19 protein-coding genes are annotated in these 18,547 nt (G+C 48.4%); 1 reads left to right on the forward strand and 18 read right to left on the reverse strand.

From position 1 onward, the window contains the following. Positions 1 to 207: 207 nt before the first annotated feature. Positions 208 to 1,554 carry an ABC transporter substrate-binding protein gene (locus tag K331_RS0116255; protein WP_028591109.1) on the reverse strand — a complete coding sequence of 449 codons (1,347 nt, stop codon included), beginning with the start codon at positions 1,552 to 1,554 and terminating at the stop codon, positions 208 to 210. Between the two features lie 671 nt (positions 1,555 to 2,225). Here K331_RS0116255 and K331_RS0116260 point away from each other — a divergent pair. Next, on the forward strand, positions 2,226 to 3,251 hold the full coding sequence (locus K331_RS0116260; RefSeq protein WP_028591110.1) for a LacI family DNA-binding transcriptional regulator: 1,026 nt from the start codon (positions 2,226 to 2,228) through the stop codon (positions 3,249 to 3,251). Between the two features lie 231 nt (positions 3,252 to 3,482). Here K331_RS0116260 and K331_RS0116265 read toward each other — a convergent pair whose 3' ends face one another. The 17 genes from K331_RS0116265 to K331_RS0116345 form a co-directional block, all read right to left on the reverse strand. After that, positions 3,483 to 4,442, reverse strand: coding sequence for a glycoside hydrolase family 25 protein (locus K331_RS0116265; RefSeq protein ID WP_028591111.1), 960 nt, complete (start codon positions 4,440 to 4,442; stop codon positions 3,483 to 3,485). Positions 4,443 to 4,738: 296 nt separating this feature from the next. Next, the gene (locus K331_RS0116270; RefSeq protein ID WP_028591112.1) at positions 4,739 to 4,966 is read right to left on the reverse strand and encodes a hypothetical protein; all 228 of its coding nucleotides are present in this window, start codon (positions 4,964 to 4,966) and stop codon (positions 4,739 to 4,741) included. Between the two features lie 4 nt (positions 4,967 to 4,970). Then, on the reverse strand, positions 4,971 to 5,345 hold the full coding sequence (locus K331_RS0116275; protein WP_025679084.1) for a hypothetical protein: 375 nt from the start codon (positions 5,343 to 5,345) through the stop codon (positions 4,971 to 4,973). Between the two features lie 310 nt (positions 5,346 to 5,655). Next, positions 5,656 to 5,832, reverse strand: coding sequence for a hypothetical protein (locus K331_RS31950; protein WP_155988608.1), 177 nt, complete (start codon positions 5,830 to 5,832; stop codon positions 5,656 to 5,658). 85 nt (positions 5,833 to 5,917) lie between these two features. Further along, the gene (locus tag K331_RS0116285) at positions 5,918 to 6,373 is read right to left on the reverse strand and encodes a hypothetical protein (protein ID WP_028591113.1); all 456 of its coding nucleotides are present in this window, start codon (positions 6,371 to 6,373) and stop codon (positions 5,918 to 5,920) included. Positions 6,374 to 6,386: 13 nt separating this feature from the next. Next, positions 6,387 to 9,035: a hypothetical protein gene (locus K331_RS0116290; protein ID WP_051289867.1), complete on the reverse strand. Its 2,649-nt coding sequence runs from the start codon at positions 9,033 to 9,035 to the stop codon at positions 6,387 to 6,389. Then, positions 9,028 to 9,609, reverse strand: coding sequence for a YmfQ family protein (locus tag K331_RS0116295; RefSeq protein WP_028591115.1), 582 nt, complete (start codon positions 9,607 to 9,609; stop codon positions 9,028 to 9,030). Before K331_RS0116295 ends, K331_RS0116290 begins: the two co-directional genes overlap by 8 nt. Before the next feature lie 56 nt (positions 9,610 to 9,665). After that, the gene (locus tag K331_RS0116300; RefSeq protein ID WP_028591116.1) at positions 9,666 to 10,817 is read right to left on the reverse strand and encodes a baseplate J/gp47 family protein; all 1,152 of its coding nucleotides are present in this window, start codon (positions 10,815 to 10,817) and stop codon (positions 9,666 to 9,668) included. Then, positions 10,817 to 11,275: a DUF2634 domain-containing protein gene (locus K331_RS0116305; RefSeq protein WP_028591117.1), complete on the reverse strand. Its 459-nt coding sequence runs from the start codon at positions 11,273 to 11,275 to the stop codon at positions 10,817 to 10,819. Before K331_RS0116305 ends, K331_RS0116300 begins: the two co-directional genes overlap by 1 nt. Continuing rightward, on the reverse strand, positions 11,268 to 11,675 hold the full coding sequence (locus tag K331_RS0116310; protein ID WP_028591118.1) for a hypothetical protein: 408 nt from the start codon (positions 11,673 to 11,675) through the stop codon (positions 11,268 to 11,270). Before K331_RS0116310 ends, K331_RS0116305 begins: the two co-directional genes overlap by 8 nt. After that, positions 11,668 to 12,645 (reverse strand): XkdQ/YqbQ family protein, encoded by a 978-nt coding sequence (locus K331_RS0116315; protein ID WP_028591119.1) that lies wholly within the window; start codon positions 12,643 to 12,645, stop codon positions 11,668 to 11,670. The genes K331_RS0116310 and K331_RS0116315 overlap by 8 nt, the downstream gene beginning before the upstream one ends. Next, positions 12,642 to 13,301 carry a LysM peptidoglycan-binding domain-containing protein gene (locus K331_RS0116320; RefSeq protein WP_028591120.1) on the reverse strand — a complete coding sequence of 220 codons (660 nt, stop codon included), beginning with the start codon at positions 13,299 to 13,301 and terminating at the stop codon, positions 12,642 to 12,644. The genes K331_RS0116315 and K331_RS0116320 overlap by 4 nt, the downstream gene beginning before the upstream one ends. Before the next feature lie 86 nt (positions 13,302 to 13,387). Continuing rightward, complete coding sequence (locus K331_RS31050; RefSeq protein ID WP_051289868.1) at positions 13,388 to 15,427, reverse strand: hypothetical protein; 2,040 nt, start codon at positions 15,425 to 15,427, stop codon at positions 13,388 to 13,390. Positions 15,428 to 15,436: 9 nt separating this feature from the next. Continuing rightward, a complete protein-coding gene (locus K331_RS32235) occupies positions 15,437 to 15,580 on the reverse strand; it encodes a hypothetical protein (RefSeq protein ID WP_169445798.1) in 144 nt (47 codons plus the stop codon). A gap of 23 nt (positions 15,581 to 15,603) precedes the next feature. Beyond that, complete coding sequence (locus tag K331_RS0116335) at positions 15,604 to 16,038, reverse strand: phage tail assembly chaperone (protein WP_025676572.1); 435 nt, start codon at positions 16,036 to 16,038, stop codon at positions 15,604 to 15,606. A gap of 276 nt (positions 16,039 to 16,314) precedes the next feature. Next, a complete protein-coding gene (locus K331_RS0116340; protein WP_028591121.1) occupies positions 16,315 to 16,722 on the reverse strand; it encodes a phage tail tube protein in 408 nt (135 codons plus the stop codon). Between the two features lie 364 nt (positions 16,723 to 17,086). Beyond that, a complete protein-coding gene (locus tag K331_RS0116345; RefSeq protein ID WP_028591122.1) occupies positions 17,087 to 18,547 on the reverse strand; it encodes a phage tail sheath family protein in 1,461 nt (486 codons plus the stop codon).

The following is an 18,547-nucleotide window of genomic DNA, read 5'->3' on the forward strand; positions in this document are numbered from 1 at the left end:
GAATCTGACCATCTGTTATTTGTATAGGTATTTCAGGCACATATTCTCCTGCAAACATAGCTCACGCCGGAACACGGCCCGGGACGATGTGATAGCAGGCATACATCCTGAGCGTGTTTCCGGCGCGTTCGAGAGCTATAATATCGAATTCTATGTGAAAAGCTGTTTGTTTGTCTGACAAGCTGTTTGTCTAACTGACAAGCTTACTTACTTCGGAGCAGCGGCATCCCAATCGGCCTGGGACTTCTCGGCCAGCTCCTTCGGACTTGCCAGTGGTCCTGCTGGCGTCAGGAATTCAGCATGTACACTGGACTCGGAGATGAACTGTCCGACGTTCTGGCGATTAATGAACAGCTGATCCCAAGAAAGCTTGAAGTTATCCAGATTCGGCTGAATTTCCTTAATGAACTCACTGGTGAGCGCCACATCGGATTGTGTCGGCAGGAAGCCTGCTGTGTTCACGAAATCCGTGTAGTTTTCCTTTTCAGACAGCATTTCAAGCCACTTCAGGGCGTAATCCTTCTTCGGAGAATTCTCGACTACCATCCACGTCATATCGTATTTGCCCGCCAAATCCTTGTTCTTCGCAGGGTCATTGCTGCCTGGAATCGGGAAATATCCGAATTTGAGCTCTGGATTGGCCGTCTGGATCGTTGTTGCATCCCACGTACCATCGGCGATCATGGCTACTCGTCCGGTTGCGAACAGACTTGGCAGTGTTCCATAGTCCACACCCATAAAGCCTGGCATTGCATTGTTCATCAGCACTTGGGCTTTCTCCAACACCTCCAGCTGCACTGGATCGGTTAGCTTGCTCTCCCCCGTCCATAGGCCTTTAATATAGGCTAATTGATCATCATGAATGGAAGCCTGCAACCCTTGCACCGCAAGGTTGATCGGCCATACGTCCTTGCCTGCCAGTCCGATCGGCTCAACACCGTTGTCCTTCAGCACTTTCATGACATTCAGCATTTCATCCCATGTGGTTGGAACTTCAAGATTGTATTTAGCGAATATTTCCTTGTTGTAGTACAGTCCTGTGAACGCAACCTTCCCCATATTAACGCCGTATACCTTGCCGTCATACGTCATTGCGTTCTCAACGTCTACCGGATTGTAGTTCTTGATGAACGGCTGATCACTCAGATCAGCAATTAGCCCTGCGTCGATCCATTGCTTCCACATCGGGTCAGCTGCTCCAGGGGACCATTCCTGCGGGGCACCCACAAAGCTGAATTTCAGTGGAATAATATCCGCGTCTCCCGTTGCACCAGCATTCATACGAGTCTGCATCAGTTGATCATAAGTCGCATCTGCCGGAACCGTCGTATACTCCACCGTTACCTCTGGATATTTCTCCTCGAACTTCTTGTTGAATTCCTTAATGTAGTTATTGATATTCTCCTGCTGCCAGTGAATAATCTTCAGGGTAACCTTGCCGCCCGCACTCTGCCCCTGCTCTCCATCACTACTGGAGCTGCTAGAGCCGCCACATGCAGCCAGCACCAAAATTAAAACGGTTACAATAGACAATGACAAAAGTTTTTTCAGCATGTCTGAATCCCCCAACTTGGTATGAGTTGATGTTAACGAAATCAGTTTCGTTATTTACACCCCCATTATGTACCTCACATGGAATTTTGTAAATAGCTTATTTCAAATTTTTTTGACGAAGCCGTCATTTGAAATCACCTGCTGCAAGGTGAAGTGCACCATTGATGTTCTCGTTAGAAATTCATGTTACACATCCGCTTCATCCACTAATATGATTGACTAGTATTCCTGCTAACCCCCTTGATAATAAAGGGATAACACCGAATTCCATGCCACGGACCCTGCTATATTCTCTGGCAAAAATTGATCCTGTAGACGATGAACCTTCTACAATAATCCTTTGGTAATACGCTGAAAGAAACGTTATAGAACCTTGAAGAAATACTTTTTCCTCACATGTAAGTCCTCTAATGCATATCCCCTATCTGGTAGATCCTTTTCGTATATTTTAGTGAATATTCGTTTGATTTAGTGAATAATCGAAGAAAATTTTTTCGGGATGAACCCTAAAAAAGCGCCTTTCCACAGTCTGAAATCCTTGAATTATCTACCCACATCCTATAAAAGTACTGTTGACTCTCCTTGTGTAGTAGCATAAAATACAGGCAGATGAGTAATGAAACGTAAATCAGACATGCCACTAAACCAGTTTAGGTGCCGGAGGATGCATTATGAATATTAAGACGATTGCCAGTATAGCCGGCGTATCTGTTGCAACAGTATCGAAGATTATTAACAATTATCCCGATATCAGTGAGGAGACACGCCAGCGTGTGCTCAAGATCATGGAGGAGACCGGCTACCGTCCGTCGTCCTCGGCCAAGACGCTTGCTACGAAGAAGTCAAATCTCGTTGGTGTCGTGTTCGCAGGTAAACTGAACGTGGATTTCAGCCATCCTTTTTTCGTAGAGGTCATTAATGCCTTCAAAAAGCAGATTGGTCTATTAGGCTACGACCTGCTCTTCTTCTCCAATGAGAAATTTCTGGATCGTGGTGAGGATTATCTTGCTCGCTCCAAGTATTTTCAGGTCGATGGGTGCATTATTATTGCCGGGGATGAAGTGGAACGCAGCGTATTTGATCTGGACGCCAGTCCCATTCCGTGTATCGGGGTAGATATTGAACTGACCGGGCCTAGCTCCTGCTATATCATGTCAGATAATCGGAAGATCTCCTCCAAGGTCGTGGAGCACTTCTATATGAATGGCTACCGGGATATGGGGTTCATCGGCATTGAGCGTCCTTCCTTGGTTATGCAGCAGCGCGAAGAGGCTTTTTATAGCTCGCTCAAGCAATTCAGCATAGACAGCCGGCCAGAATGGAAGGCATATAGCAAGGGTTATGCAGCAGAGGAGGGCTACGAGGCGTCCAAGCAGATGATTGCACAGGGACAGCTACCGCGAGCGGTCTTCGCCGTCACAGATTTGCTGGCATTCGGCGCCATGCGGGCCTTCAAGGAAGCGGGCTTGCGTGTTCCAGAGGATATTGCCATCGTGGGCTGTGATGATATTGAGGCCTGTCGTTACACGGACCCACCACTTACCACTGTGAAGCAGGATACGGACAAAATCGGGCGCTTGGCTGCGATGGTTCTGTTCGATTTGATGAATAAGCAGATGGAAAATCAATGCATTAAGGTGGAGCCTGAGCTGGTTGTTCGGGAATCGTGCGGGGCTTTGGATATTGCGGGTGTGTAAGGGGGAATACACTCTCCATTAACGTGCAAACTATGCGAAGGTGAATTGTAGCCAATCGAGCTAGCTTAACTAGTTCAAAATAAATAGCTTTACGGGCAAATCTCCCGTAAAGCTTATTTGTTATCTGCACAAGAATGATGTTCGCTGGATGAGTATGTCACTATTCCTGCATTAAACTCACGCATTAATCATGCGCAATATTCTTGGATTTTTTCCCCAGCAAGTCGCTTTCTATTTGCGGAACAGACCAAGGCGATGCAGAATGACTAGGATTCGATAAAACGTAAAGCTGCTTTTCATGGAAGAGTCAACGATGGGCTGTGCAGGCGTGTAGGAAACAGCAGCTTCCATAGCCTCCTTGGCCCAGGCCGGCGTCTCTAGCTGCTGTCTGCCCTCAAGCTCGCCGATGCGAGTCTCCAACTGCTTGATATGTGCTGCCTGCTCCAGAACAGATTGCTTCAGCACGTCACGACTGTGCTCCAGAGCTGCCATTTGCTGCTGCAACGCTTGCATTTGTTTCTTTTCCTCTTCGGTCATCGGTGTCTCCTCCTTCTGTCCATAGGCCTGACGAAGCTCCTGCTCGGTCCCACGATAGACGTTCAGATCTACGGCCCCCTGAATACCATTCACACGGCCGCTATCACTATATTGCCAAAAATCCCATTGCTTCCATGCCGGGGTATCAGCAGGAACTCTTGTCGTGCTGTAACGGGCAATCCACAGCGTATAGCTTCCAAGGGAAGCATCAAACTGATTCGCAAAGGAATTGCCTGTGTAAATCATCGGCTTGCGTCCAGTTAACCGCTCCAGCTCGTTCAGGAAGCTCTTGGCAATAGCATTAATCTGTGGCTTGCTCAGATTCGCAGGATTATTCTCGTAATCCATGACGGGCGGAAAGGCAAAAGAGGAAGCTCCCCCTTCATCCTGCAAGGCTTTGGCAAAATTCTGTGCCTGCCTTACGGCTTCTTCGGTGCTGGTCGCATCCACAAAATGATAGGCACCATCCAGTACGCCTGCTGCTCTCGCACCTTTTACATTAGTGGTATAATTCGGGTCCCGGTAGGTGCTGCCCTGTGTTGCCTTAATGAAAGCGAATGATTTGCCAGCAGCTCTAACCTTGCGCCAATCGACGGTACCCTGGTAACGGGATACGTCGATTCCTTCTGCAGCGTTGGCTTTTTTATCCTGCATATCGTAACCTCCTTTTCTTGCTACGGTGGTCTTGCAATCATCTTGTGAACGTATGTCATTCGATCCAATCAAATGTGAGTGTAAAGCCGCTGCAAGCGGGGAGACCTTTCGACCGCTGTTATCCCCACATATCTCCAATATAAGTGACTTATAGCGATGGATATCCAGAGACAAAGGCGACTGCGGTCCGCTCCTACAGTTTCACAAGCAGAGTTGACTGCTCCTCAACTTATGTACACCCCTAACTAGGTGCTTACATTAGGTGCTCGCTTTGTTGCTACATCCTTCACCTATGTTCAGTCCTTCTTCTTGGCAAATTGATAAGCGCCTGTAGCGCTAAGCCCGATCACTGATATTTGCACCAAGTTCATGCGAATCCATTCCGGCACGAGCACGAAGACAGCTGCAATGAGCAGCGCCGCTATATGGACCCAGCGGTCCGGCAGCGCGAAGCTTCGCGCCACCCCTACATAGGCCGCTACAAGAGCTGCGAGCGTCAGTATATCGTTGGATAGATCCTCCATAGGATCAGCCTCCCGTCACTGTAATGGCCGCCCAGACAGCTACGACAACGCCACCGCCAACCGCCGTGATAATCGCGCCATAGAACGTCCGTCTGAACCATTTTTGGTCTTCTTCCTGCCTGCTCAATATTTCTAGTGCAATATTGGCATTACGCAGCGCCTCATCAGCCGTATCCTTGACTGGCTCCAGCAGATCAATCCGCTGCTTGGCGTTATTTGCCACTTGGAGTGCCTCTTTAGCCGTCTCCTTTGCGATCTCCAATGTAGTGGCGAGCGTCGACAACGTCTTCAACGTTTCCTCAATACGAGCGAGCTGAACCCGAATTTCCGTTAACAAATCTGCTTCCGGTATGGCTTTCCCTCCTCGGTTATGCTCCATCCTGTCTCCCTCCTTGCCTGTTGTAATGGATGGACTTGGGTGTATATCTATTGTGATTCACATATCAGCCTTGCACGCTGCTATATGTGGTCATTTCAAGAGAGTTTCAATTGATTGCGATTTATATAAAATGCTTTAGTACAAGATATGTTGTCCAATGAACCTCTGTATGGCTCATAGCCCTGATGTGGTGCAAAAAAAAACAAATACCCGGAAGAGCTCTTCCGGGTGATGTTCGTATTTAGTGTATTAATTTCATAAAATTTCAAATCAACCCTTACCCGACTTAGCACCCAATGTTACGGCTTCCTTAAGATGCAGCCAGCTCCGGTCGTCGGACATAGATCTCCGCCTTGACCAAGCTTCGATTCTGATCATCCAGCGTATACGAGCCTAAAATCTCCTCAATGCTGCCCTCACCACGCTCATAACGCGTAATACACGCATTGGCACAGATCCGAATCATTGCCATGGACATAATAGCCATACTGACCACCTCCCTTTTATTTTGATGTAAATTCTTGATTCTCGTATTCTCAATTTACGAAATGGTCATCGTATCGAGGCCATTGTCATCCTTTGAGGAGCATCTCTGACAGTACAATCTCCAGATCAGACAAGCGCTCCTTGAGCAGATCTGTCTCGCTTACTAGTTGACCTGGTTGCTTTAACTCGGCAATCTCAGCCTCGGATAAAGCTTCAAGCCACAACTCTGGCTGCTGCGGGGCACGGTATTCGGGCAACTCACCTTCTCCGTTCCATTGCTGGATGGCTTCTTGGAAGGCTTGCTCTGCGTGTTGAACAGCCTCTTGGTGAGCTTCCCAAGCCTCCAGATCGAAGCGTGGCTGGTACAACCCTGCTGTCACTGGATAGCCAACCGTGTAACCTGCGAGCAAAGGCTCACCCGTGCCATCTTCTTGTGCTGTGTCAGGCAGCTCATAAAAAGGGACGACTCCTGTAAAGGAATCGTCCACGATATCGTCCTCGATAAAGAGGCCATCTGTATTAATTTTGGGTATGGCTTTCATGTTGTGCCCTCCTTTACATGGTCATGAAACTAAAGTCTAAAAGCAATGCGCCATTAGCTACCCCAACATTACAAACAATATTTCCGTTCTGCGAGTGGATCATAAGCGTTGACGCTACTGTTACATTTGCTGGGGTCACAGAAGGAGCAAATACCTCTATAGGCTTAGTAGGACGAAAACCTGGAGGTAGAATAAAAATTGTAGAACCAGTCGAAGATATTCCGCCCTTCAAATACCCGTATACATGCACCCTACCAAAAGTGTCTTTGTAATAACCTACACTCTGTCGATACGTGTCATACTCAACCCAAGAGTTAAGAAGTGTCGGTGTAATCCATACAGGAGCAGCTTTATCCATATCCTCTTTCTTGTTCTCTACGACACTTATACGTGCTGATGCCTGCTGTACATCCTGAACAAGATCATCAAGTAGAGACTTTTCGTTGTCAGGCACAGAACCAAGAAATCCTGATAAAGGCGACTTATCTTGCATAAGGTATGTGACGTTATAGGTTGCTGAAGAGTCAAAGTCTGCATAAGGCTTAAAGGCCTGCTCACGCCCATTAGAATTACTGTCCGCAACAATTCGCCAATTATCTTTTCTAGAATTTTTATAGACATCTAGAATTTTTTGAACTCGGTGTGCGAGAACAGATCCTGGAAATTGACTCGTGTTGTTGATATAGAATCCACTGAATGTAGTATTTCCGAGTGGATTAGCACGTTCCTGAAGTACAATTCCACTACCTACCTCAATCTGATTGCTACCCTTATTAAGAGTAAGTTGTCCTTCGCTAACAATTGGCTCTACTGTAGGTGTAGCTAGTTGATAAATAAGCTTATACGGTGTCCAGTTTGGTGCTGGTGTTGTTGGTAGTACATTAGTCCAGTCTGCCCAAGAACGGTTCACTCCATCTGAACGACGTACCCATGCCTTTGTACCTGTTCCATTATAAAAATTATTGGTAGGATTATCAGGAGATGATCCAGCGACAGTTCCATTATACATTGTCCAGCCCATGAAATATGCTTTTATCTCATCGGAAGTTATGTTTGTAAAATTGTCTCCCCATCCGCTATCAGATGCAGGTATCGTAAGATAAAAATCTCTTCGACCAGAATCCACATTAAAATGGGCCGCGTCATGAACGTCTAAACTAGATCGGATTGATAGTAGCTTCCCATCAAACTTCACCACATTTAAAGCGTACCAAGTCAGGGCTTCGGGAAGACCGACTAGTTTTACAAGCTTGGCACCCGGAATTGAAAAACTATATTGCCAAGTCAAGTTTCCCCCAAGCTCGATATAATTCCACTTTTTACTCTTGAAATACTGTCCATCACGCTCAAATACACGATCCGCATTAACACCTGTAAGTGGATCGGCATAAAGATCAGTCTGCAGCGCCAGCCTACTGTCTTCACGCGCCTTAAATGCTTTAGCTTCGCTACCGACACAAAGTATAGGTTTTTTGAACGTTCTAATTGTACCACCAGGATAAATCCACGAAGATGGGTCAAACTCATCCACATATGACGTAATACCTGATAGGTTAACAGCTACACGAACAGCTGCCAGATTTACAGTAAACGAGCGCGATTCTCCAGGGTTTACGGAAATACCTTGTACACGATCGTGGGAATTAGATTGGCCTGCCCCAATATATACAGAAACTCTGATAACTCCATTGCTTTCTAATGGATTTGATAATGTATAAGTCTCGCCCGCAATAAATGGTATATTGTAATACAAGTAGGCGTCTGTACCCGGAGAAGATGCGAGTGTACCTGTAATTTCGTAATCATCTGAAATAAAAACCCTATTTGGAGTTGTGGACCATTCATAAAATGGCGGCAGCAAGTTCTCCCCATAACGAATCACGTACGGATTGCGGACAGGCTTTATACCATCTACATAAGGATACTTAGCTCCTACCTGCTCAGCACTCATATTGTCCAAAGCAGCATATTCTTCAGCAGTGATCTCGTAGAAACGAAGAGCATCAAAATAGGCAACACTTCCAACAGGTCCTACAACCTCACTCACTAAGCTGACTGTTGCAGCGTTACTTAATGCACTATACGCTCTCCAAACCGTTGAGAAAGTTGTGGTGTCCGTAGCGTTCCCATTATTTTTAGTATTTGATATACCAGCAACATGAGGACCTGCGTATGTTCCTGACCCCAGTTTTACGTCACCTACCAGGATATAATAGCTGCCCGCTTTAACTGAAAAACTTTGACCGGTTGCAGCACCAGTTGGTAATCCTGTGGAAGTGATTTTTAAGGACTGCGTTCCTTGAGTCTTTATAGTGGTGTCAGCTGTTAATACCGCACGAATGGGTGTAAATCTGTTTGTGTTCTCGCAATTCCCGTCTCGCCCCAGCAAATTCACCAACGTCCGGCCTTTCAGACCTGTAAGGCGAAACGGCACAGTCTTGTCCGACTCAATAATCTGAACCCCCGGCTGGAGCGTAATTTCCTTACGCTGCTCTGTGTCGAGGCGTTGCTGAAGCTCCTTCACCTCACCATCCACGGTATCAGCAAAGGTATCAATCTTCTCCCAGTTATCATTCAACATCGTCTTTACATTAAAATACTCATGTCCATCAAGGACGGGGTCTTTCATCAGCAAATCAAGCTTTGGCGTGTTCTCAGACAATGGTTACACCTCCTGCAAATTTGTGTAAAGGAATCTCCTGCATCTCCTTCAGTGGGATGACCTCATGAATCTCTCGAATGACCAGATAGCGGAACTCGAATTCAACATCGAGATGCGCAGGCTTAATCTCTTCGATCAGTGCCTTGAGGTCATCCAGATTCGGCGGAATGCCGACCGTATCTATGAACTTGATCGTGAACGACCATTCGCTTGGTTGAAAAGTTACGTCTACCGTGCCATTGTCATAGGCTTCGGCTACATTTTTGACGAATTTCCCGGTAAAGGTCCCCGAGCCACGCAGCTTTGATTCCACGACAGCCCGCCGCTGCTCCAGCGGCTTCTGATGGTCCGTACCGATTCCAAGCTCCTGCTCCCAGCGTTCCAGTCCCCACGTCGCTGTCCGCACGAAGAATTGATCCAGCGTCTCATTCAGCGCCCGGGTCAACTGATCTAGCTCCTTGCCCTTGGCATCCATGTCTGCCCTGACGATTCGTGACGCTTCGTAATAGGCAGGTACAAAGGACAGCATCTCCAGCCCAGCTGGACTTGTGACCGGATATATATTACTGGACAAGCAATCTCCTCCTTTCCTCACATGACACTGCTTCGTGTCCTGCTAATGTCTTTTCGTTATTCAAATACGTTCACAGTTCCCAGCACCGCGACCTGACCCTCGAATATCTCGATATTCGTGTCTGCTTCCCCACCGGGGTCCGTAGCCTTGAATACCTGAAGCTCCTTATAGTCTGTAATCATCGGAATATCAATTAGCACCGCCGAAATTCGGGTATAGCGAACAAGAGAATCCTGTGTTGCAGGCGAGCCAAAGGAAATTCGCTTGAAATACTCCCGCGCGCCGTTCTCAATCTGTTGCTTCACATCCTCCAGATTGGCACTGGAGGCCAGTGTCAGCTTGGCGCTAATGTTAATGCGGACCTCTTGGGCAGGCTGAACCGTAATGACAGGCCCTGCCGGAGCAGTCCCTTCACCCTGTCCATCCATCGTCGGGTCGATGTACTCCTGGACAGCCTCTACAATCTCCGTGTTAGCTGCTCGCTTGTCATTGTCCAGCAGGTAGATCCCTACCGTGCCTGGCCCCTGCCAGAGCGGCTTTACTTGTACACCGCCGACTCCTGGAATCTCACTTGCCCACTGCACATATTGCGCCTTGTTACCACTCGTCCCCGGATTGCGGACACGCAGCAGATAACGCTCCAGCAGCGATTCATCCGATTCCACATCAGCGCCGCCTGTAATCTCTTCGGGATTGATCACAGCACTCACCCCGCTTACAGCCGTTGCCAAGACGGTCACGACGCCTGCGGGTACGTTGCCATTTTTACCAGCTACGACAGCTACCACATTAATCTTTGCTTCCCCCGTGCTGCCCAATGTCACTTCATTCGTAGTCGCGTATTCGACTGACTGTTCACTGGATATCTCATCGGCTGGTGTCGCTACGATCGTTCCCTTGGGCACGACAGCCCCTGCTGTCCCTGTAAAACGCACCTGTCCTGCAGCAGCGACAGCCTGTCGGCGATTCACTCCATGCTCCGCTGTACGCAGATCCAGATAATCGCCATAGGTTGAGCTGGCGAAGCCGCGTTCCAGCACCTGTTGCGCCCATACCGCAGCCTCTGCCAGCATAAAAGCGACTGGAGCCTGAGCGTCCCAAATAAAAGAGCCCTCGGATTTATCCAAATCCGAAGGCACCCGCTCCAGCATCCGCCGCATAATTTCATCCTCTGTCTGATCCTGCAAATACTCAGGCAAGGTTGCCATTAGATCACCACACTTTCTATCGTTTCGATCTCGTCTCTCACATTCCGAATGCGACAGCTGAATCTGCAGGCATCCTGCTCCCAGCTGAACTCGAACTGATCCACGCCAGCTGTACGTGCATCTGCGAGCAGCGTCTCACTGACCATTCGTCTGACTTCACTTTCCACTACAGCTCGGCTGTAGCTGTTACCCAGTAAATCCTCAAGCTCGCTACCATAATCGCGAGAATAGATAATATGACGGTAACGCGGGGTTCGTACGGCCTTTTCACACCAGATGACCCACGCATCCTTCTCATCCGTCATCGCTACCTTTCCGGTCGGTGTTAGCACGAATTCGCCCTTTGCAAAATCAAAACGCCAGCTCCGGCCAAATACAGCTGTCTGGCTTGCCAACGTATCTAGCTCTGTTACATCTACATCCAAAATCTCTTCTGTCTCGGGAAATAGGTTAGCCACCTCCACTCACCACCCTGCATACAACCACGACATCATTGCCGCTATTCACCCGTACTGCCAGCACTCGGTCTCCGGGCTTCAGGCCTTTGTCCAATTGCAGATTGACCTCTTCAATCTCTGTCTCGTCGAAATAATAGGAGGTGTTCATCGTCTTATCCTCCCAATACGGCTCCTGCACACGGGTCGATGTTCCCTTGAACATATGCCGTTGCATCGATAGCAGACCAGGCAGCTCGGCCACCAGATAATCTTGAATCTCATGCTTGAAGTCATCCAGCTTCAATCCAGTGGCTGTAATCGTCCCCAGGACTGCTCCCAGACCGTCCACTGCCTGCTTGGTGTGCTTGGAGAAGGAGGACTGGATGGCAGAAGCCAAGTGTACATAAGGGTCCTTAGTCAAGATAAAACCTCCTTTTTACATCTCCATAGGTGCCGAGTTCCAGCGACATACTGCCCGGATTGCCCAGCTCACGGCTAACCGAAATGACGATCAGGCGCAAGCTACCCAGCATTACTGCATCCCCTGCACGAATGGTGTTGATATCTGGTGCCGTGACGGAGATGGTCTGTTGAATGCCTGCTAAGCGACTCTTGGCCAGCTCTTGCGCAGCCGCACCCGATTTGACCTCATCATCTTGAATGATCACTTGAAGCGTGCCGTATTTGTCCGTATCTTTCGTCTGAATCGCAAGTATCTTGGAGGGTACCTCTTTTCCCGTCTCGCTAGCTGAGGTAGCAAGTACCTTTACTTTCGTAGCGGCTCCCTCAAGCGTTCGGGATTGGGTTGTGTCCGTTACTTGTTCTAGCAAATATACATCCTTATTGGTACCCAGCTCATACAGCTCCAGTCCCGAAGTGATCATTCGTGGATGATACAGCTTTCCCCCTGCCCTAGCGGTCTCACGTAAGTCAGCAAGCATCATGGCATAGATGGATTGCGTGCGATATACAGCCTTTCCAAGAGACTTTTCGGTATCTGGTATGGATGCCACTGGAATCTCCCAATCACTGGCGTATTTCCGAAAGCGCTTCGATGCTGTCTGCTTGGCCGGGAATAAATACTCATCCTCCGATTTATCCAAATAGACCGTGCGGTCATACAAGGTCAAAGTCAAGCGCTTGGTCCCACTATTCTGACTTTCTGCCTCCCAAATCACAGCTGGGTGCAACAGCGGAACATAATCATGCTTACCATAAGGAATGCCGCTAACCCGAATGGACATACCTGGATTGAATATGGGGAGCTCGGATGTATTCACCAATGTCACAGTTCCCTGGTAGGCAATCTGCTCCAGTGAATCCCGAAGTGAGATGGACTCAACAAAAGAGGTTACATCGTATTGATTATCAATAATGACCTTGTAGCTCATGGCAGCACCAGCTTCTGCCCGGGCTTGATCACATTCGGATTCTTGCCGATGGTTTTTTCATTCAATTTATAGATTCGGTTCCATTGCGAGCTGTCTCCCAGCTCCAGCTTGGCAATCTTGGATAGGGAATCTCCTGATTTGACCGTATAACTCTTCTTGGATACCTTCAGATCCGTACGAGGCTTCTTATTATCTATGCTCTTGCTACCTGTCGAGCTGCCATTGCTGCCAAGCTTACGTGCAAGCTTCATATCCCGCCAGGTTCGCAGCGTAATATCGAAAGACACATCACCTGGCTCTGTACCCCGGAACGTAGATTGATGTGAAGATACAATTACAGGAACATTGACAGCAGTCTCTGTAATAATGAATTGTAGTGGCTGTGCGGACAGCAGGAAGGTATTGACTGTATTCATAGCCTCCTGCGGATCCGGCAGCTCATCAACTTTACAGTTACAAAAAGATTCATCATATTCCATAGGAAAAAAAGAAGAGAAGGAAATCTCCTTCACCTTCTCTCCTTGTGCAAAATCGTACTCCCCATGAGATAAAATATTTACCGTCTCAAAGCCTTTTTGCCTCGAAATACTCACTTCTTCAGGATTCACAGGAAATTTAAATTCATTTCCCGAGCCATCCTTTAATATAAAATCCATTGCCTGCCTCCTTCCTGACAAATTCCATTGGAGCTGATCCTGTGTTCTGCCATGTGTAAGATATTTGTATAAATTAATTATGATTGCTATGGAAGAGCAGGCTTGCGATTTTGCTGTGCTTTACGCAATTCAGCATCCAGACGGGCAGCAACCTGGGATACAATCGCTCCGATATCAATAGCATTCTCATGAACGTTCATTTGTACGGCTCCTGCCGGGAAGTTCACACTGACGTTATTGATCGTGTCTTTCTTGAAATTCTGGAGGTATCCTGAAATCTGACCCATTTGCTCGGGACTGATTTGTACAGGCTGAGCTGCTTGAGGATTTTTCCCTTTAGTGGCTGAGCTCATAGTTTTAGGAGTCGAACCAGCAATAGTTAATGCCGAGATTGTGTTCTTTGCAGCTGTTAGAGGATTGAGCTTATCAAATAACCAAGAGAGCGATGAGCTCACCCCTTTTTTACTAAAGTTCAGTAAATTAGATATGCCATCCCCCAAATTAGTCGCTTTGTTCGAAGCCCAACCTACTGCTTTTGATGCGCCTTCCTTCACCGCAGGGCCTTTGTCTGCAGCCCAGCCTTTTGCTTTGTTGATCACATTTACTCCAGCACCAAAGAGGTTCTTGCCGAACGCAAGCATCCCTTTGCTGGAATCAGATGCCTTCTGCGAAGCCCAGCCTACTGCTTTCGATGCTCCTTCCTTAACTGTAGTGGCTTTGTCGGTAGCCCAACCCTTTGCTTTATTGATTACATTTGCTCCAGCACCCAAGAGATTTTTGCCGAATGTGAGTATCCCTTTGCCGGCATCAGATGCCTTCTGCGAAGCCCAGCCTACTGCTTTCGATGCTCCTTCCTTAACTGTAGAAGCTTTGTCGGCAGCCCAGCCCTTTGCTTTATTGAGCGCATTTGTTCCAGTACCCCATAAATTTTTACCAAACGCGAGTGCTCCTTTTCCCGCATCTGATACCTTTTGTGATGCCCAACCTACTGCTTTCGACGCTCCTTCTTTAACTGTAGGAGCCTTGTCTGTAATCCAACCAGTTACTTTGCTGCCAATATTCGCTCCAGCACCCAAGAGATTTTTTCCAGCATTCATGACTCCTTGTCCAACGCTGGTTGCCTTCTCTGAAACCCAACTAATTGCTTTTGAAGCATTCTCCTTAATAGCAGGACCATGATCCGAAATCAAACCGCCAATTTTTCCACCTACAAAGTCACCAGCCATTCCGCCCAAAAAGCTGCCTACAGCGGTACCAACTCCCGGGATTGGAATAAGTGTACCCACCGCGCCTCCGATTGTGGCTCCGATGGCTCCGCCAGCGGTTGAGCCTATAGCCTGTGCCCTCTCTTTATCAGAGCCCGCCGTAATTATGCTAGCAGCATCCAGTGCAGTTCCTATTGGTCCGCCAATAAGTTTTTTTGCTTTTGGTAATATGCTGCCAACTATACCTGAATTGCCAGCATCAGTGATGAAGTCAAATATGCCAGTGCCCCATTTGCCAAGTGTATTGCTGAGACCGGCACCAGTCTCACCAACACCTGAAACAACTTCTCCTATTCCGGTAGCTAATCCTACAGCCTTCTTCCAGCCCGTCTTAGGTGCATTACCGTTAGCTGCATCAGTTAAATATTTCGTTTTAAAGTTCTTAACATTTTCAAAGGTAGTAGCGCCGCTCTTAACAGTTCCTCCGAAGGTCTTTACTTCGTTAAAGAATCCAGCTGTTTTCTCGTACCATCTCTTAGGCTTTGCCTCTGCGGCAGGTGCCGTTTGACCTAAAGAAGACGTTAAACTAGATACTGCCGTTGTATTATTCTGAACAGCCACTATTAATTGACCAAATGCATTATTACTGCTCTGACCAGCATCATTCGCTTTAACGCTTTTCATTGTCACATTAAGCCTTTGTGACTTTAACTGACGAAGCTTCCCCAACACCCCGTCAATTTGCTTTGATGCATAATCCCTAATCATAATCTCAGGCACCATCCGAGTGCGGCCGATCTTCATGACCCGGCCCTGAATGCGCTCAAAATAGCGCTCCATCGCTCTTAGCTCGCGGTTAGCCTTTACGACATTTTTAGGATCAATAACCAGCTTCATACGGTAATTCACCGCTTCATCCATCGTGTATGATCACCTCCCTGCCAGATTTGCTGCATTGATATCACGATCCAGTTCCTCTTCCGAAAAAGCCAGCAGCAGCAAGCGCTCGCCGCGAGGCAATCTCCAGAAATCTCCGGGGCGGAGGTGATGCCGGACCCATAAGTGATACAGCATCGTCGTCATTCCCCCGGAGCCGATTAGTTTTTTAGGTCGCTAATCTCCACGCCAAATCCGGACAGCTCAAGCACCTTGTCGCCGACGGCATCCAGCTCACCAGCCAGCAGCATGCGGCGTACAGCCTGTTCGCCACCCGACAGCTTGAGACGGCTCGTAATGCGTGGGTCGCCCCAGCCACTCAGTGATAGTCCCTTGACTTCCAGCTTGGCTGTGGCTTCCGAGATCAGCAGAGCGTTGAAAATCTCCGTATCCACCTTCTCATCCACCTGGCCCTTGACCGTGCGGCGAACCGTGCAGCGCTCACGAATGCTATCCACCTTGCTGGAGGTCAGCCCGCGCAGCACCAGCTGCATATCCAGACGACGAATATGCACCGTCTCCTCAGGCAGCTTCTCCGTCGCCTCAAACAGGCTGTCCAAAATTTGTTCTTCCGTCATATTCTCGTATAGGCTCATGAATCTATCTCCTTTTCATCGTTCAGATATTAGAAATAGGTCTATCATCGTACTTTCACCGTAGACAGACCGCGTTAACTGGGTGTTTTTCTTGCGATAATCGAACTGCTCAGCTCTGCTGAAAACTAATAAATTCGATTCTCTTAAGAAAACCAAAGAATCCGGGAGCTACAGCTCACATAGCTGCTTCCCGGATTTCATAAGTCACTTTTGTTCTACTAAATATAGTTTTTTATTCGCAATCTAACCAAGCTTCCCTAGCCAATTCCAGCTCAATTAGTTGGCAACGATCGGGTCCAGCAGCTCATAGCCTTCGAAGGTGAAGGTTGTCTCCTCCTGCACCTCTTCACCGGCCGTCCAGTTAGCTAGCTGGATTTTGTCCGGGGAGCAGCGGATGAGGCGCACACGCTCATGTCCGAACGCTTCGGGATCATCCAGCTTGGAATAGATATCGAACTTGCTAAAGCCACGCTGAATCATGTCTGAAGTAACCTTATAGCCACTCATCGTGCCTGTACCTTTCTTAATGCCGTTCTTGTGCACCTTCCAGTCGTTGCCGACCAGATTCAGCTCACGCTTCTCCATCTCCACGCTGGCTTCCAGCTTGTTAATATGCGTCTGCCATACCCCATCAATATACGCCTGACCATACGTTCCCAAAATTACTCTTGAAGCATCCAACATTGCATATTCCTCCTTGTGATTGGACCATCCTTGGATGGTGTAATTATGAATTTGAACTAGACACAGTCCTTTAAATTAGATACAGTCTGTCAAATGACACACAGCCCGCCAAATCAAGCTCTGCTGAGGGCTTCACTCAACGGGCTGCATGTGTGAAGCTATGATGATTATGAAGACTTATTGTCATGTACCCGTACACTATTGTTCCATAGGATGAAAGCCACTCCTACATGTGTGCAGCCTTCATGCGGCATGGGCTGCATGGGCTGCATGTGGCATCATGAGATACATCATGACGTACCTCATGTGCATACAGCAGCATTACAGCTTGCATACGTAAGCCATGACATCGGTCCTTCGCGGCTTATTGCACGTAGAATGTGCCGAACAGCTGCTCCATGACATCGGTCAGCTTGACGTTCCATTGCAGGAACACCTGATCCGCTTCCGGCGTAACAACTGGAGATGGTCCGTAGTAGGCCGGGTCCAGAATTACATCATAGCCGGATGCCTCAATGACACTGCTGAGCGCCAGCTGTGCCAAATATTCCTTCACAGCACCGATCAGTGCCAGACGACCTTCCTCTGTGTTGTTGACCTTCCCGATATAAGTCTCCTCAGCTGCACGCTGCAGATCAGCATTGATCGCATCCATGACGCGGATGGAACGGATCTTCTTCCAAGCATTATTCTGACCAGCTGCTGGTGTGACAAGGCTGTTAATCCCGCGCAAGGCCTTCACCTGACGTCCATCATGGAATAACAGGAATACGCCGTTGCGAACGGCCTGCTCCTGCTCTGGGCGAGTCCAACGGCGTGTCACATCCTCGAATGGTGTCACCGCATACGTCGTAGATTGGTTCAGACGTTGACCTGCGATCAGACCAGCTACATAAGCCGCTGTCTGTGCCGAGCTGTACTCCACTCCAGCCAGACGTACACCTGTGCCGACATTGATGATGCCCTCATGGTTCAGTGCGAGGGAACGCGCAGAAGCTGCCTGCACTGCATTCGCGGATACGTCCTCAGCAGCTGAGCCACCGAATACCGCCACAACTCCTTTACCTTGGTTGCGTACACGCTTGACCCAAGCCGCGAAGCTTTGCAGCAGAGCCATATCAGCCGCATAATCCAAGGCAAGCACGTTGAAGTCCTCGCCCTCCAGAGCCTCCTGCATGGCGATATAATCGGCGTTGGTCAACTGACTGTTGCCGCTAATGCCCCCGGTAAGGCCAGCACCAGTAATATTAGCCAGTTCCTCTGCTGCGGTAAGCGCCTTTGCGGTCACCCATTTGTTCTCGCTATCTTCATTAATAGCTGCAGCAATAGCCTCAGCCGTAGCACTCTCCGCCGTGAACGTCTTCAGCAGCTTCGTGCCCTCATAGAGCAGCACTTCCTTGACTGCATTATTATCAATGGTTGGTTGTACCGTCACTGTGAAGCGATTACCGCGTGAGCCAGAATAAAGCGCCGTCAGTTCGAGTACATCCTCTGCATCACCATTCTTCAGCTTCACTGAAGCTTTGGCAGCGGTATCGTCTGCCAGTCGGTATGCGAGCAGCTTTCTCGGACCACCCAACAGAGCCAGATAAAGAGTGGAATACGCAGTAGCCCCATCCTCTGTGCCACCAGAGAACATCTGCTCAATAGCCGTCTCGCTGCCAATCTCCACAAATGTACCTACAGGACCCCAATTGGCCTTGACTGGTACAATGACCGTCCCACGCGAGCCGCCTTGAATTGCGGATGCTGCTGCCGCCTGAAAATTCATATACAATCCGGGCAATACCGGTTTATTCGTGTTCTCCCAAGTTCCGCCTGCCAT

The sequence above is a fragment of the Paenibacillus massiliensis subsp. panacisoli DSM 21345 genome (assembly GCF_000426545.1).
Lineage (GTDB): Bacteria > Bacillota > Bacilli > Paenibacillales > Paenibacillaceae > Paenibacillus > Paenibacillus panacisoli.

Coding starts and splice junctions, on each gene's coding strand:
- K331_RS0116270 (WP_028591112.1), bottom strand. CDS start 4,966: ATGGAGGATCTATCCAACGATATACTGACGCTCGCAGCTCTTGTAGCG.
- K331_RS0116315 (WP_028591119.1), bottom strand. CDS start 12,645: ATGAGCTACAAGGTCATTATTGATAATCAATACGATGTAACCTCTTTT.
- K331_RS0116335 (WP_025676572.1), bottom strand. CDS start 16,038: ATGAGCCTATACGAGAATATGACGGAAGAACAAATTTTGGACAGCCTG.
- K331_RS0116320 (WP_028591120.1), bottom strand. CDS start 13,301: ATGGATTTTATATTAAAGGATGGCTCGGGAAATGAATTTAAATTTCCT.
- K331_RS0116285 (WP_028591113.1), bottom strand. CDS start 6,373: ATGAAAGCCATACCCAAAATTAATACAGATGGCCTCTTTATCGAGGAC.
- K331_RS0116260 (WP_028591110.1), top strand. CDS start 2,226: ATGAATATTAAGACGATTGCCAGTATAGCCGGCGTATCTGTTGCAACA.
- K331_RS31950 (WP_155988608.1), bottom strand. CDS start 5,832: ATGGCTATTATGTCCATGGCAATGATTCGGATCTGTGCCAATGCGTGT.
- K331_RS0116275 (WP_025679084.1), bottom strand. CDS start 5,345: ATGGAGCATAACCGAGGAGGGAAAGCCATACCGGAAGCAGATTTGTTA.
- K331_RS32235 (WP_169445798.1), bottom strand. CDS start 15,580: ATGCTGTATCACTTATGGGTCCGGCATCACCTCCGCCCCGGAGATTTC.
- K331_RS31050 (WP_051289868.1), bottom strand. CDS start 15,427: ATGGATGAAGCGGTGAATTACCGTATGAAGCTGGTTATTGATCCTAAA.
- K331_RS0116345 (WP_028591122.1), bottom strand. CDS start 18,547: ATGGCAGGCGGAACTTGGGAGAACACGAATAAACCGGTATTGCCCGGA.
- K331_RS0116300 (WP_028591116.1), bottom strand. CDS start 10,817: ATGGCAACCTTGCCTGAGTATTTGCAGGATCAGACAGAGGATGAAATT.
- K331_RS0116340 (WP_028591121.1), bottom strand. CDS start 16,722: ATGTTGGATGCTTCAAGAGTAATTTTGGGAACGTATGGTCAGGCGTAT.
- K331_RS0116265 (WP_028591111.1), bottom strand. CDS start 4,442: ATGCAGGATAAAAAAGCCAACGCTGCAGAAGGAATCGACGTATCCCGT.
- K331_RS0116255 (WP_028591109.1), bottom strand. CDS start 1,554: ATGCTGAAAAAACTTTTGTCATTGTCTATTGTAACCGTTTTAATTTTG.